Annotated in this window: 10 protein-coding genes; 4 read left to right on the top strand and 6 right to left on the bottom strand. The window is 68.3% G+C overall.

Going from position 1 to position 14,673, the window contains the following annotated elements; all coding sequences use genetic code 11:
• Window positions 1-108: 108 nt before the first annotated feature.
• Window positions 109-1,095, bottom strand: coding sequence for a 4-(cytidine 5'-diphospho)-2-C-methyl-D-erythritol kinase (locus TSB10P1A_RS02700; protein WP_186386368.1), 987 nt, complete (start codon window positions 1,093-1,095; stop codon window positions 109-111).
• 7 nt (window positions 1,096-1,102) lie between these two features.
• Window positions 1,103-2,887, bottom strand: coding sequence for a tetratricopeptide repeat protein (locus tag TSB10P1A_RS02705; protein ID WP_186386369.1), 1,785 nt, complete (start codon window positions 2,885-2,887; stop codon window positions 1,103-1,105).
• A gap of 439 nt (window positions 2,888-3,326) precedes the next feature.
• Here TSB10P1A_RS02705 and ppdK point away from each other — a divergent pair, with 439 nt between their 5' ends.
• Together ppdK and TSB10P1A_RS02715 are read left to right on the top strand one after the other, a co-directional pair.
• Entirely contained in the window at window positions 3,327-5,999 is a 2,673-nt protein-coding gene (gene ppdK / locus TSB10P1A_RS02710; protein ID WP_186386370.1) for a pyruvate, phosphate dikinase, read from the top strand.
• 4 nt (window positions 6,000-6,003) lie between these two features.
• Window positions 6,004-6,948 (top strand): ArgK/MeaB family GTPase, encoded by a 945-nt coding sequence (locus TSB10P1A_RS02715; protein WP_186386371.1) that lies wholly within the window; start codon window positions 6,004-6,006, stop codon window positions 6,946-6,948.
• Here TSB10P1A_RS02715 and TSB10P1A_RS02720 read toward each other — a convergent pair.
• On the bottom strand, window positions 6,938-9,187 hold the full coding sequence (locus TSB10P1A_RS02720) for a bifunctional diguanylate cyclase/phosphodiesterase (protein WP_186386372.1): 2,250 nt from the start codon (window positions 9,185-9,187) through the stop codon (window positions 6,938-6,940). The genes TSB10P1A_RS02715 and TSB10P1A_RS02720 overlap by 11 nt on opposite strands.
• Window positions 9,188-9,495: 308 nt before the next feature.
• Between TSB10P1A_RS02720 and TSB10P1A_RS02725 the strand changes: the two genes are divergently transcribed.
• Both TSB10P1A_RS02725 and TSB10P1A_RS02730 read left to right on the top strand, forming a co-directional pair.
• A complete protein-coding gene (locus TSB10P1A_RS02725; RefSeq protein ID WP_244292932.1) occupies window positions 9,496-10,908 on the top strand; it encodes a bifunctional enoyl-CoA hydratase/phosphate acetyltransferase in 1,413 nt (470 codons plus the stop codon).
• The gene (locus tag TSB10P1A_RS02730; protein ID WP_186386373.1) at window positions 10,905-12,095 is read left to right on the top strand and encodes an acetate/propionate family kinase; all 1,191 of its coding nucleotides are present in this window, start codon (window positions 10,905-10,907) and stop codon (window positions 12,093-12,095) included. The genes TSB10P1A_RS02725 and TSB10P1A_RS02730 overlap by 4 nt, the downstream gene beginning before the upstream one ends.
• A gap of 18 nt (window positions 12,096-12,113) precedes the next feature.
• Here the strand turns inward: TSB10P1A_RS02730 and TSB10P1A_RS02735 are convergent, their stop codons facing one another.
• The 3 genes from TSB10P1A_RS02735 to TSB10P1A_RS02745 form a co-directional block, all read right to left on the bottom strand.
• Entirely contained in the window at window positions 12,114-12,512 is a 399-nt protein-coding gene (locus TSB10P1A_RS02735) for a hypothetical protein (protein ID WP_186386374.1), read from the bottom strand.
• Window positions 12,513-12,758: 246 nt separating this feature from the next.
• Window positions 12,759-13,646, bottom strand: a complete 888-nt coding sequence (locus TSB10P1A_RS02740; RefSeq protein ID WP_186386375.1) for a DMT family transporter — start codon at window positions 13,644-13,646, stop codon at window positions 12,759-12,761.
• A 310-nt stretch (window positions 13,647-13,956) separates the two neighbouring features.
• Window positions 13,957-14,673 carry a GntR family transcriptional regulator gene (locus TSB10P1A_RS02745; RefSeq protein ID WP_186386376.1) on the bottom strand — a complete coding sequence of 239 codons (717 nt, stop codon included), beginning with the start codon at window positions 14,671-14,673 and terminating at the stop codon, window positions 13,957-13,959.

Consider the following 14,673-nt stretch of genomic DNA (forward strand, 5'->3'; position numbering starts at 1 on the left):
GGAGTGTCGCGGGTTGTCCAAGTGTTGTCGCGATCGCGCGCCGGGGACATTCCGAAAAACGGCGCGCGGGAGAAGATTTGCGACGGGGAGGATATCGCGGCCCGGCGCTCAGCCGACCGCAGCGACCGGTGCGGCCTGCACCCACCATGCGGGATGACGGGCAGTGAGGCGGCGGGCCTCCCGCTCGGCCTCCTCTATCCCCGCGAACAGGGCAAAGCATGTCGCGCCCGATCCGGACATGCGGGCAAGGCGGGCGCCCCGCGCCGAGCGCAGCGCGGCCAGCACCTCGGCGATCTGCGGCGCCACGGTCAGTGCCGGCGCTTCGAGGTCGTTGCGGGTGCCCTCGAGCCAGGCAATCAGCGCGTCGAAGGAGGCGAGATCGCTCTCGCCAAGCGGGGAGAGCGGCGGGTTCTCGCGGCAGGCCAGACGGGCGAAAACATCAGGCGTTGCAACGGGTAAGCCCGGATTTGCCAGCAGCACCGCATGGCCCGGAAAGCGGGGAAGAGATGCGACTTCGGTGCCGGTGCCGCTGACCAGCGCCGGCTTCGAGGCCAGGCACATCGGCACGTCGGCTCCGAGCCGTTCCGCAATTTTTTCCAGCCGCGCCATGTCGCCCGCCTCCGCCGGACGGCCGGTCATCGCCGCAAAGGCGATATGCAGCGCGGCGGCGGCGTCGGCCGAGCCGCCGCCGATTCCGGAGGCGACGGGCAGGCGCTTGACGAGGGTAAAGGCGAGGGCGGGAGGGCCTCCGCCGAGGTTTTCGGCGAGCGCGTGCACGGCCCGCAGCACCAGGTTATCCCCGGCGGATCCGTCCGGTGTCTGCGGGGACAGGGCGCTCGCGAAGGGGCCTTCGAGCGCCAGCGAGAGGCCGGGCCCCCCGGTGGCGGCCGACAGCGTGTCGCCGAATTCGGCAAAGGCGACAAGGCTTTGCAGCATATGGTAGCCATCGGCGCGGCGGCCGGTGACGTGCAGGGCGTAGTTCAGCTTGGCGCGGGCAAGCCGTGCGGCGGCCGGCTCTGTGGGCGCCGGTTTGTCCGCCTGCGACCCGGCGCCGGACTGGCTGGGGGAACCGCCCGTCGATGCGGGGGGACACATGGCGGCGTCAGCCGCCGTTCTGCTTCGGCTCGGCCTTGGCGGCGGGCGGCTCGCCGGGCTCCGGCAGGCCGTTTTCGATCTTCTCCAGGATCTTCGGCAGCTCTTCGGGCTCCGGATCGAGGTCGCGGGCGTGGTTCCACTGGAACCGCGCCTCGAGGCGGCGCCCGACCTTCCAATAGGCATCGCCGAGATGGTCGTTGATCACCGAATCCTGCGGCCGCAGCTCCACGGCCTTCTCCAGCTCGACGACGGCGTCCTCATAGCGGTGCAGCTTGTAGTAGGCCCAGCCGAGACTGTCGACGATGTAGCCGTCGCGCGGGCGCAGCTCCACCGCCTTGCGGATCATGTCGAGCGCCTCGGGCAGCTTGAGACCCTGATCGACAAGCGAATATCCGAGGTAGTTCAGCACCAGCGGCTGATCGGGCGACAGCTCCAGCGAGAGACGGAAATCGGCCTCGGCCTGATCCCATTTCTTCAGTCTTTCCCGGCAGATACCGCGATAATAGTAGATCGTCCAATGCTGCGGTTGCGGCTCGGAAATGGTGGCGATGCCCTTGCTGTAGGCCTCCTCGGCCTCCTCGAAGAGCTTGTGCGAGCGCAGCACGTTGCCGAGTGCGGTGACCGCGTCGAGGTCGCTCGGATCGCTCTCCACCAGCGCCGCCAGATGGGCGCGGGACTCTTCGAGGTTCTCCAGCGCATTGTAATTTATGCCGACCTGAATCTCGGCATCGCGCTTCAGCGGGGAGGTGTCCGGCACGCCCGAAAGCACCTCGATGGAGCGTTCGAAACGCCCCATCCGATCGAACAGGCCGGCCAGCGCGATGGCGGCGACATCGGCCTCCTCGTCGAGATGCAGCGAAAGCTGCAGGAAGGTGGCGGCGAGTTCCTCGCCGCCGTCACGGCCGATCGCCGCGCCCAGCCCGTACAGCACCTCGGCGACGCCGACTTCGGGGCTCCGGACAATGGTGCCAAGTGTCTCGCCGGCCTCGATTTTCTTGCGGGTTGCGAGCAGGGACGGATGGTTGGGCAGCATGGCGTTGAAGTCGTCCAGCACCTTCAGTGCCGCGTCCTTGTCGCCATTGCGATAGAGCGAGAGCGCGTAGGCGTTGACCACTCGCAGGGCGCCGCGGTCAGCCTCATAGGCCTCGCGGAAGTTGTCTTCCGCTTCCGCAGCGCGGCCGGCGTGATCCTGGATCAGGCCGGAATGGTAGGTGACGAAGACGGTGTACCAGCTCGGCCCGGAAAGCCGCGAGATCCGCGCCAGCGCCTCGTCGGTCTCGCCGCGGGCGGCAAGCAGCCAGGCGGAGATCAGCCCGGAGGCCAGTTCCGCCAGCGGGCCGCGCCCGCCGTCGGACAGGTATTCGCCGGCCTTGGCGTAGTTGCCGGCGCGCATCTCCTCCACCGCCAGCATCAGCCCGGCAAGGAAGTGGTCCGCCTGTTCGCCCTTCAGCCGTTCCGCCAGTTCCAGCGCCTCGGCGAGATCGCCATTGGCGAGCTTCAGCACGAAGGTGCGGTCGAGCAGGAAAGGGTTGCCCGGATCGACCAGCAGCGCCTCGCCGAAGAAGGCGGCGGCATTGCCGATGTCGTTGCTCTGGCCCGCCAGCCGGCCGGCGAGATAGCTGCCGCTCAGGGTGATCGGCAGTCCTTCCGGCGTTCCCGTGACAGTGCCGATTGCCTGGGCCTGGGTCTCGGCGACGGCCTGGGGAGCGGCGAGGGCGACGAGGGCCAGCAGCGCGACGCTGCAGGCGAGCTTGCCGCGGCGGGCGGAACGGGTGAGGCGGCGTGTGGTCATCCGGAGTGTCTCAATGCCCCTGCTTTTGCACCGATCCGGGTGCCTGACCCGGCGCCTGAGCTCGGCGTCTGGATCTGGGTGTCTGCCTTGGCGCGAATGTGGCGAGTCATCCGCATGATCTTGCGTGCGAGGATGGCCGCAATATGTCCCGCCTGCAAGCGCGACCGCCCGGCGCGCCCGCGAAGCCGGCTCAGGCTTTGCGGCGCTCCCGCGATATGGGGTGCGCGGGCCGCTCCGGCAATGGGATCCGCGGGCCGGTGGAAGCGAGGCTCCATAGGCTGCGGCAATAACGAAAGGGGGCGGGCGCGCAAAAAACCTTTGTTTCGTGCACTGCATCATTTAAGGGGAGGGGCATCCGGGAAGGGAGGCGCGCGCGACCTCAAGCGCGGGGCCCGGCGCCTCCGGGGTGCAAGCCCCGAAGCGAGAGGATGCAGGCGGCATGACCAAATGGGTGTTCGGTTTCGGTGACGGCAAGGCCGAGGGCTCTGCCGGAATGAGGAACCTGCTCGGCGGCAAGGGAGCCAACCTGGCCGAGATGAGCAATCTGGGGCTGCCGGTGCCGCCAGGCTTTACCATCACCACCGAGGTCTGCACCTGGTTCGACACCCACGACAAGACCTATCCCGACGGGCTGCGTGAACAGGTCGACGCGGCGCTGGAGGAGGTCGGCCGGATCACCGGGCGCCGCTTCGGCGACACGTCCAACCCGCTGCTGGTCTCGGTCCGTTCGGGCGCCCGCGTCTCCATGCCGGGCATGATGGACACGGTGCTCAATCTCGGCCTCAACGACGAGACCGTGCCGGCGCTGGCCGCCGCCGCCGGCGACCCGCGCTTCGCCTATGACAGCTACCGCCGCTTCATCCAGATGTATTCCGACGTGGTGATGGGCCTCGACCACCACGCCTTCGAGGAGATCCTCGAGGAGTTCAAGAACGAGCACGGCCGCGACCTCGACACCGACCTGACGGCCGAAGACTGGCAGCAGGTCATCGCCAGCTACAAGACCCTGGTCGAGGACGAACTCGGCACGCCCTTCCCGCAGGATCCGCACGAGCAGCTCTGGGGCGCCATCGGCGCGGTGTTCCTGTCCTGGGAAAGCGCGCGGGCGATCACCTATCGCCGGCTGCACGACATTCCCAACGACTGGGGCACCGCGGTCAACGTGCAGGCGATGGTCTTCGGCAACATGGGTGAGGAGTCGGCCACCGGCGTCGCCTTCACCCGCAATCCGTCGACCGGCGAGAAGGCGCTTTATGGCGAGTTCCTGATCAACGCCCAGGGCGAGGACGTGGTCGCCGGCATCCGCACGCCGCAGGATCTCACCGAGGCGGCGCGCATCGCCGCCGGCTCCGAGGCGCTGTCGCTGGAAAAGGCGATGCCGGAGGCGTTCGCCCAGTTCACCGAGATCTGCGACCGGCTGGAAGGTCATTATCGCGAGATGCAGGACCTGGAGTTCACCATCGAGCGCGGCCGGCTGTGGATGCTGCAGACGCGCTCGGGCAAGCGTACGGCGCGCGCCGCGCTGAAGATCGCCGTCGACATGGCCGACGAGGGGCTGATCTCCTCCGAGGAAGCCGTGATGCGGGTGGATCCGGCAGCGCTCGACCAGTTGCTGCACCCGATGATCGATCCGAAGGCGGAGCGCGACGTGATCGCGACCGGCCTGCCGGCCTCGCCGGGCGCGGCATCGGGCGCCATCGTCTTCTCCTCCGACGAGGCGGAAGAGGCGAAGGCCGCGGGACGCAAGGTGATCCTGGTGCGGGTCGAGACCAGCCCGGAAGACATCCACGGCATGCATGCGGCCGAGGGCATCCTGACGACGCGCGGCGGCATGACCAGCCACGCGGCGGTGGTGGCGCGCGGCATGGGCAAGCCCTGCGTCTCGGGCGCCGGTGCGCTCAGGATCGACTATCGCACGGCAACGCTGACGGTCGCCGGTCGCAAGCTCGCGAAGGGCGACATCATCACCATCGACGGCACCACCGGCCAGGTGCTGGTCGGCGAGGTGGCGATGCTGCAGCCGGAAATGTCGGGCGAATTCGCCCGGCTGATGGAATGGGCCGACACCCATCGCCGGATGGCGGTGCGCACCAATGCCGAGACGCCGGCGGACGCGCGCGCGGCGCGCGGCTTCGGCGCGGAAGGCATCGGCCTGTGCCGCACCGAACACATGTTCTTCGAAGGCGAACGTATCGTCGCGGTGCGCGAGATGATCCTTTCGGAGACCGAGCAGGGCCGGCGCGCGGCGCTGGACAAGCTGCTGCCGATGCAGCGCGGCGATTTCACCGAGCTGTTCGAGATCATGCAGGGGCTGCCCGTGACGATCCGCCTGCTCGACCCGCCGCTGCACGAGTTCCTGCCGCATAGCGAGGAGGAGATCGCCGAGGTGGCGGCGGTGATGGGCGTCGACAGCGAGGTGCTGCGGCAGCGGGCGCAGGATCTCAATGAATTCAATCCGATGCTCGGCCATCGCGGCTGCCGGCTGCTCGTCACCTATCCGGAAATCGCCGAGATGCAGGCGCGCGCCATCTTCGAGGGCGCGGTGGCGGCCGGCAAGACGACCGGGGCGCCGGTGACGCCGGAGATCATGGTGCCGCTGGTCGGCGTCAAGGCCGAATTGGACCTGGTGCGCGCGCGCATCGACGCGATGGCCAAGGCGGTGGCGCAGGAGACGGGCGTCACCGTCGACTATCAGGTCGGCACGATGATCGAGCTGCCGCGCGCCTGTCTGCGGGCCGGCGAGATCGCCGAGACGGCGGAGTTCTTCTCCTTCGGCACCAACGATCTGACGCAGACCGCCTTCGGCATCTCGCGCGACGACGCGGCGTCTTTCCTCGGCATCTATCAGCGGATGGGCATCGTCGAACGCGATCCCTTCGTGTCGCTCGACCAGGACGGCGTCGGCGAGTTGATCCGCATCGGTGCCGACCGCGGCCGGGCGGCGCGGCCGGGCCTCAAGCTCGGCATCTGCGGCGAGCATGGCGGCGACCCCGCCTCGATCACCTTCTGCGAGAGTGTCGGGCTCGACTATGTGTCCTGCTCGCCGTTCCGCGTGCCGATCGCCCGGCTGGCGGCGGCGCAGGCGGCGGTGAAGGCGAAGAAAGCAGCCTGAGGCCATGGCGGTCCGGCGGCCGGCGACGATCGGAGAGCTTGCCGCCGGGGGCAAGGCGGCACTCGCCCGCACGCTCTCGGCCATCGAGACCGATGGCGACGAGCCCGCGTTCCTGCATCTGCTCGACACGGCCGTGCAGGCCGGGCGCGGCCGCGTCCTCGGCCTCACCGGCCCGCCGGGGGTCGGCAAGTCGACGCTGACCAACGCCTTGATCCGTGCCTATCGGGGGCGGGGCGAGAGCGTCGGCGTGATCGCCGTCGATCCGTCCTCGCAGATCACCGGCGGGGCGCTGCTCGGCGACCGCACGCGGCTGTCCACCGATCCGGAGGACATGGGCGTCTTTGTGCGCTCGATGGCGGCGCGGGACCGGCTCGGCGGGCTCTCCGACCACGCCATCGCCGCCGTCGTCCTGATGCGGGCTGTGATGGACCGGGTGATCGTCGAATCGGTCGGCATCGGCCAGTCCGAGGCCGATGTCGCCCATGTCGCCGACACGCTCGCCCTGTGCATCCAGCCGGGCTCGGGCGACAGTCTGCAATTCATGAAAGCCGGGGTGATGGAACTGCCCGACCTGGTGCTGGTCACCAAGGCGGACATGGGCGCGCTGGCGCGGCGCGCGGCCGCCGACGTGCAGGGGGCGCTGTCGCTGGCCCGCCCGGCGGGAGCGGCGCTGCCCGAGGTGCTGACGGTCTCGGCGACGGCGGAACAGGGCATCGCCGAGGCTGTCGCGGCCTGCGATGCCCACGCGGCGCGGCTCGAGACGTCGGGAGAGCTCGACCACCGTCGGCGGCGTCAACAGCGGCACTGGGTGGAGGATGCGGTGATGCGGCGCTTCGGCACGGTCGGACGAGCGACCTGCGATATCGATGCGGCGCTAGCCGGGGCGGGCGGTCCGTTCACCGCGATCGCCCGGCTGGACGCGGAATTGCGCGGACGGCTTACGCCCTGAGCGACATCGCCACCTGGCTCTCGCCGGACAGGCGCGCCTCCGCCTCGGCGATCCGCGCCGACGGCACGGGCCGCGACAGGTAGAAGCCCTGCAGGCGGTCGCAATTGGTCCGCTGCAGGATCATCGCCTGCTGGCGGGTCTCGATGCCTTCCGCGACCACCTTCATGCCGAGCGCCTCGCCGAGATCGATGATCGTCGACAGGATCGCATGGGCATGCGGGGCGACTTCCAGGTCGGCGATGAAGGAGCGGTCGATCTTCAGCGTGTCGAAGGGGAAGCGGCGCAGATAGCTGAGGCTCGAATAGCCGACGCCGAAATCGTCGAGGGCAACCCGAACACCCATGTCCTGCACCTGGGTGAGGATCTTGAGAATGTCGATGTCGTTGTCGGCGAAAACCGACTCCGTCACCTCGATCTCCAGCCGCGACGGCTCGAAACCGCAGGCCTCAAGCGTGTCGCGCAGATCCTCGATGAAGCGCGGATGGCGGAACTGGGTCGGCGAGACATTGACCGCAAGGCCCAGATGCGGCCAGGCGGCGGCGTCCTCGCAGGCGCGGCGCAGCACATAGAGGCCGAGATCATTGATGAGGCCGGTTTCCTCGGCGATCGGCACGAAGGTGGACGGGCTGATGACGCCCATCTCCGCGTCGGTCCAGCGCAGCAGGGCCTCGACGGACAGGACCTTGGTGCCGTCGATGGTGGTCTGCGGCTGATAGACGACGCCGAGCCTGTTGTTGGTGATGGCCTCGCGCAGCGCATGGGCGAGGTTCTCGCGGGTGCGCACGTGTTCTTCCATGCATGCATCGAAAAACGCCCAGCGGCCGCGACCGCCCGCCTTTGCCGAATACAGGGCGATGTCGGCCTTGCGGAGCAACTCGCCCATCGACAGGCTGTCGTGCGGGGCGATGGCCGCGCCGACGCTGAGGCTGATATGCAGATGGTTGCCGCCGATATACATCGGCACGGCAAACCGGTCCTGAATGCGCTTCAGCATCTGCTCGATGCGCTCGCGGGACTCGCAGCCGGGCAGCAGCAGGGCGAACTCGTCGCCGCTGATGCGCGCGAGCGTCGCGCCCTCCGGCACCAATACCCGCAGCCGGCGCGCCGCCTCGCGGATCACCTCGTCGCCGGCAGCGTGTCCGAGCGTGTCGTTGATGTCCTTGAAGTGGTCGAGGTCGATGTAGATGACGCCGAGCAACCCCTTGCCGACCTGCCAGCTTGCCAGTTCCTCGCGGAAACTGGTGGCGAAATAGTCGCGATTGGCAAGGCCGGTCAGGCTGTCGTGCAGGGCGGCATGCTGGGCGCGCGCCTCGCTCTCGGCAAGGCGTCGGGTGTTCTGGCGGGTGTAGTAGAGCACCAGGCCAGTGAGACCGGCGATGGTGGCGGCCAGGAAGAACAGAACCGGCCCGACGCCGTAGAGGATCGAGGAGCCGGGGTTCTGCGCCTGCCAGACGAGATAGCCGATGGGCGCGTTGCGGGGGTCGCGCAGTTCCATGCTGGCGAACGCGCCATCGGGGTCGGTAACCGACCGCAGGCCGCGCACGCCGGAGCGCTCGGCCAGCCCCTGGAGCCGCGCGGGATCGAGCTTCTTCAGGCTGATCAGCACCGCGGGTGCGCGGCGGGCGGACAGGAACTGCTTGAGCTCGGGGCCGATCGCCGTCACCGAAACCAGCGCCGGCACGCCTTCGAAGACCGTCATGCCGGTTTCGTGCAGGGACCGCGTGAAGCCGCTCGGCGGCCGCTCGATGTAGTAGAGGCCGGACGGCAGGCGGTTGAAGCTGGCGATGAAGCGGGCGCGGACGCCGGCAATGAGCGGCTCGATGTCTTCCAGCAGACCCGAGGTCTCCTCGACCGGGTGCCGTTTCCCGCGCACGGAGTTGTAGATCGGGCGTCCGTGGATATCGAGAATGACGGCCTGGTCGTGTCCGTAGTTGGAGAAAAGCCAGAGGCCGACATTGCTGTCGAGCCAGTCGGTGCTCAGCGTCTCGGGACGCGAGTAGAAGAAGGACTGGTCCCAGACCGCTGCGCCCTCCTGTTCCTTGGCCAGAAGCTCGAGCTGCAGATTGGTACTGCCCTTCAGGAGCGACCGTTCACTGTTGAGGGCGGCGATGTCGGCGGAGCGCGAGGTGTAGACGATCAGCGCCACCGAGAAGGCGATGGCGAGCAGAACCAGCCCCACAACGGGGAACAGGATGGCGTTGGCGAGTCGTGTGCCAGTGTCCGTTCGTGTCGCTACCATGCAGGCCTCTTAAGATCGACCGAAGGTTGCACGGCTCCTGTTAACAAATGACCACCAACAATTGGTTAATCCGTGTAAAGGGCTTTATCGAAAGATCTTTATTTGACAATGGGTTAGATGGATTGCGCCGAGGCCTGGCAGCGTCCGAGGTCGCCGCCGTCGCCGGGGTCCGGAGATTGACGGATTGCGCGTCCGGGGAGGGGGCATACATGCTTGGGCACTACGATCTTCCGGGTGCATGGCCCGGCCAGCCCATGACAGGTCGCCAGACCGACCTCCAACACCAGCGAGCCGGAACCGATCTTCCGATGGACATACGAACAGGCGCCACCAACCGGGACATGGTGGAGAACCGGACTTTCGACGAGATCGCGGCCGGCGACAGCACGATGATGCGCCGCACCCTGGTCCAGCAGGATATCGACCTGCTGGCGGTGATTTCCGGCGGGGCGATGCCGGGCGGCTCCCTTGTCGGAGGAGGTGCTGCGCCGGGACCGCTGGTCACTGGCCTGCTGTCGCTGCTGCTGGCGACGGAACTGCCCGGCCCAGGGACGGTGATGACGGCACAGGAACTCTCCTTCCACAGCGGGGTCGCGGCCGGCGACACGCTGCTGCTGTCGCTCGAGGTGCTGGAGCGGGAGCCGTCAACGCGCGAACTCGTGCTCGCCTGCACCTGCCGGACGGATACGGGGCGGGTGATCGCGTCGGGCCGGGTGCGGGTGCAGGCGCCCAAAGAAAAGATCCGCCGTCCGCGCGCGGAACTGCCCGATATCCGGATGAGCCGGCATGAGCGCTTCCGTGCGCTGATGGCGGAGGCGGCTTCGACCGTGCCGCCAGTCGCCGCTGTCGCGCATCCCTGCAGCGCCTCGGCGATTGCCGCGGTGGCCGAGGCGGCGGACGCGGGAATTATCGAACCGGTGCTTGTGGGTGCGCGCAAGAAGATCGAGCAGGCGGCCGCGGAGGCGGGCGTTGCCCTCGACCGGTTCCGCCTGGTGGAGGCGCCGCACAGCCATGCGGCGGCCGAGGAGGCGGTGGCGCTGGTCAGATGCGGCGAGGCCTCGCTGCTGATGAAGGGCTCGCTGCATACCGACGAGTTGCTGCGCGCGGTCCTCGACCGGGCGAAGGGGCTGCGAACCGAGCGGCGGCTGTCGCATGTCTATCTGATGGACGTACCGGGGCACCCCCGGCCGCTGCTGGTGACCGATGCGGCGGTGAACATCGCGCCGGATCTCGCCATCAAGCGCGACATCATCCAGAACGCCATCGATCTCGCCCACGCGATGGGGATTGCACTGCCGAAGGTGGCGATCCTCTCGGCGGTGGAGACGATCAACCCGAAGCTCGCCTCGACGCTGGATGCCGCTGCCCTGTGCAAGATGGCCGAACGCGGCCAGATCACCGGCGGGCTGGTCGACGGGCCGCTGGCGTTCGACAATGCGGTGAACCTGCAGGCGGCACGGGAAAAGGGCATCGTCTCGCCGGTGGCGGGAGAGGCCGACATCCTGGTCGTGCCGGACCTTGAGGCCGGAAACATCCTGGCCAAGCAATTGACCTTCCTTGCCGGCGCCGACGCGGCCGGCGTGGTGCTCGGTGCCCGGGTGCCGATCATCCTGACCAGCCGGGCCGATGCCGAACGCACGCGGCTCGCCTCCTGCGCCGTGGCGGCAAAGCTCGCCCGGGTGCGGATCGCGGTAGCGGCCGGCGGCGAGGGCTCAGCGTGAGCGGTGGCCCGACGGTTGGCGCGATCCTGACCCTGAATGCGGGGTCATCGAGCCTCAAGCTGGCGATCTTCGACCTTGTGGCAAGCGGAGCGTTGCTGCCTTGGCGACGCGGCGAGCTACGTCAGGATGGGGCGGCGCAGCGGTTCCGGCTGAGGGACGCCGATGGCGTGACGATCGTGAACGAAGTCTGGAGCGAGGCGCGGTTCGATGCCTCGCTCGGGCATCTGCTGGCGCGGATCGACGGGGAACTGGCAGGGCGCAGGCTCATCGGCATCGGCCACCGGGTGGTGCATGGCGGAGCCGGACACCGGATGCCGGAGGAGGTGACGCCGGAGTTGCTCGCCCTTCTCGGCGAACTGGCGGAACTGGCGCCGCTGCATGTGCCGCACAACCTGGCGCCGATCCGCGAAATCGCCCTTGCACGGCCGGATATGCGTCAGGTCGTGTGTTTCGACACCGCCTTCCACCGGACGATCCCCACGGTGGCGACGCGCTTCGCGCTGCCGCGCGAGTTCGAGAGCCGGGGCATTCGCCGCTATGGCTTCCACGGGCTTTCCTACGAATATGTCGCCCGGCGACTGGCGGTGCTGTCGCCGCGTCTCTATGCCGGGCGGGTGATCGCCGCGCATCTGGGCAATGGCGCCAGCCTGTGCGCGTTGAAGGGCGGAGAGAGCATCGACACGACGATGGGCTTCACGGCTCTCGACGGGCTCGTCATGGGGACGCGCTGCGGCGCGCTGGATCCCGGCGCGCTGCTCCATCTGATGCGCTGGGAGGGGCTGTCCGTCGACGAGGCCGAGCGCCTGCTCTACACGCGCTCCGGCCTGCTGGGCCTGTCAGGCATTTCCAACGACATGCGGGTGTTATTGGAGAGCGGTGAGCCGGCGGCGGCGGAAGCGGTCGACGTCTTCATTCACCGCATCGTGCGGGAGGCTGGTGCCCTGGCAAGCATTCTCGGTGGGCTCGACGGGCTGGTCTTCACCGCCGGCATCGGCGAGAACGCGCCGGAAATCCGCGCGCGCGTCTGCGAGCGGCTCGGCTGGCTGGGCTTGCGTCTCGACGAGACGGCGAACGCGGACGGTGCGGAGATCATCTCGGCGCCGGACAGCGCGGTTGAGGTTCGGGTGATCGCCACGGACGAAGAGGCGATGATCGCGGAACATGTCCGCGATCTGCCGGCAGCGTGAGATAGGGACCGTGTCCCGTCAGGCGACGACGAGAGCGGCCGCCTTGAGTTCGTCGGAGATCTCTTCCGCTTCGCGGGCAACCTGCTCCACGGCTTCGGAGGTAACCTCGGGAACGAGATTGGCGTTGCGGAAGGCTTCCCGCGCGTAGTCCTCGACGGCCTCGCTGCAGAATTCGGTGCAGGCCGAGACAACCTCGCCCGGCTCACGCGCCTGCAACAGCCGTTCGGCGAGACGCATGTCCTTCTCGATCCGCAGGCGAAGGAAGTCGACCATCTCGACCTGGCGCTCCAGCGTCGCGCGCAATGCCTCGGACTGCATCCGCCCGACGAGCAGCATCGGGTTGCAGTAGACGGTCTCGAAAGGCGTGAGGGACACGTTGACGGCGTCCTCGGAAACGGTCTTGCGGGTCTTGGCCACTCTTCTGTTCCCTCCCTGTTGGCCGGTGCCGTTCGGCGTCCGGCAAAGTGCGGTCGTCCACGACCGCTCGTCCAGCATAGACCTCGCATGTGGCAGAACGTTGATGCAGGTCAACGACGATGTGCGACAGGGTGTCGCTACGTAAGACTCGCAGGGTCCGCCGGCGGTCGGGTGGTCCGCCGATGGCATCTCGGCCGCGGCGCGTGCCGCATCACGGTGGCAGAAGCCGGCGGTCCTTGTCCTCGATCAAGGGTCGAGGGCGGCAGGCCGCGCGCCGCTGCGGTATCCCACGACGAGACAGGAGGCGATGATCAATCCGGCCCCGGCCATGGCGACAGCGTCCGGGATTTCGCCAAAGGCGAAATAGGCGATTGCGGCGCTGAAGGGCAGGCGTGCGAAGTCGAACTGCATCACCGTGCTGGCCGGTGCGGCCCGGAAGGCGAGAAGCATGGTCACGCGCCCGGTGTACATCAGGCCGGCGATCAGGGCGATCCAGACCAGCGTGGCGACCGAGGGCAGCCCCCATACCCAGACGGCCGGCAGGAAGCCGACCAGCATCGGGCTCAGCGTCATCATGGCGGCGGCGCGGCGGGTGCTGTCCACGCCCATGATCTGTTTCGACAGGATGTAGAGACCGGACATGCCGACGGTCGCCAGGAGCACCGCGATCGTGCCGCCATCGACGACGGCAAAGCCCGGCTTGACGATCAGCAGCACGCCGAGAAACCCGGCGAAGATCGCGGCCCAACCGAGCGGATGCACCTGTTCGCCGAAGAGCAGACCCGCACAGGCGGTGACGATGATCGGCGCCGCGAAGCTGATGGCGGTCGCCTCGGCAAGCGGCACATGGGCGAGGGCGTAGAACCACGACAGGTTGGAAAACCCGCCGAAGGCGGCCGCGATCACGTAAAGCCTTATGCGCCGCGTGCGGTGCTGCGGCGGGGCCGGAAGCCGCAGCGCGGGCCAGACCAGCAGGAAGATGGCGGCGTTGGTCAGGAAGCCGATCTGGAAAGGATGCAGGTCGGAGGCCACCTTCGGGATCACTGCGTTGCCGCAGGAGATGCAGGCCGTGCTCAGGATCATCCAGCAGATGCCATGACGCACCGTGGCGTGCGCCGGAAGGAGGCTGTTCATGGGCGTAAACGGACCAGTTGGAGCGGACTGCCGACAGGGCAGGCGGGAACATCGACGGCACGCCGGCCACTCGGGCCGACAGGCGGACGTCCCGTTCAGATTGAATACAATATTTGAAAAGGCAAGATAAATGTGTGCAACTTCGGCGGTTGCGAGACGCCTCTCGCCGGCGGCCGGACAAGGGCTTCGGTGCGGCGGATGGTCGATCGCGCGGGTATTGCCGCGCGGCCGGGCAGGCGCCTGGGACGCGTCGGGAGGATGGAGGTGCGGAAGGGCCCTCGTTCCTGGGGCCGGGCCCTGGGGCAGGGCCCTAGACCGCGACCATCCGGCCCTTGCTGCGCGGGCGCCGCCGCTCGGCTTCGGACATTTCCTGCTCGCGGAAATACTCCAGCATGCGCTGGGAGCCGCGGCGGACATGCTCCTGCGACAGGGCTTCGGCACGGGCGCCCTGGCCCTGCAGGATCGCCTTGAGGATGTACTCGTGATCCTCGTGGGCGCGGGCGATGAAGGCGAAGTCGAAGACGTCGCGTTTGATCGTCTCGATGCGCGGCAGATTGCGGGTGCGGTCGAGCATCTCCGCCAGGTGCTCGTTGCGCGCGGCGCAAATGATCGCCTGGTGGAAGGCGTTGTTGAGGTCGCTCAGCTTGCGGATCGCGTCGGGTCCGTCGGGTCCGCGGGCGATCACCTCGTCCGTTTCCGCGACGAGGCGATGCAGGGTGCCGCGGGCCTCGTCGCTGACGCCGGCCTCGGCGGCAAGGCGGGCCGCCAGCCCTTCCAGCGAGCTGCGCACGTCATACACGCCGGCGATGTAGTCCGCGTTGAAGGCGCGGACAACGAAGCCGGCATTGGGCCGATAGACGACGAGACCGTCGCTCGCCAGATGGTTCAGCGCCGCGCGCACGGGGGTGCGCGAGGTGCCGAGTTCCGACGCGAGATCGACCTCGTTGAGCCGCGAGCCGGGTTCGTAGTGCCCGTTGATCAGGCGCTCCCGCAGTTTCGTCTTCACTTCCTGACCGCGCGTTGCCAC

The organism is Stappia sp. TSB10P1A (assembly GCF_900185725.1).
GTDB lineage: Bacteria > Pseudomonadota > Alphaproteobacteria > Rhizobiales > Stappiaceae > Stappia.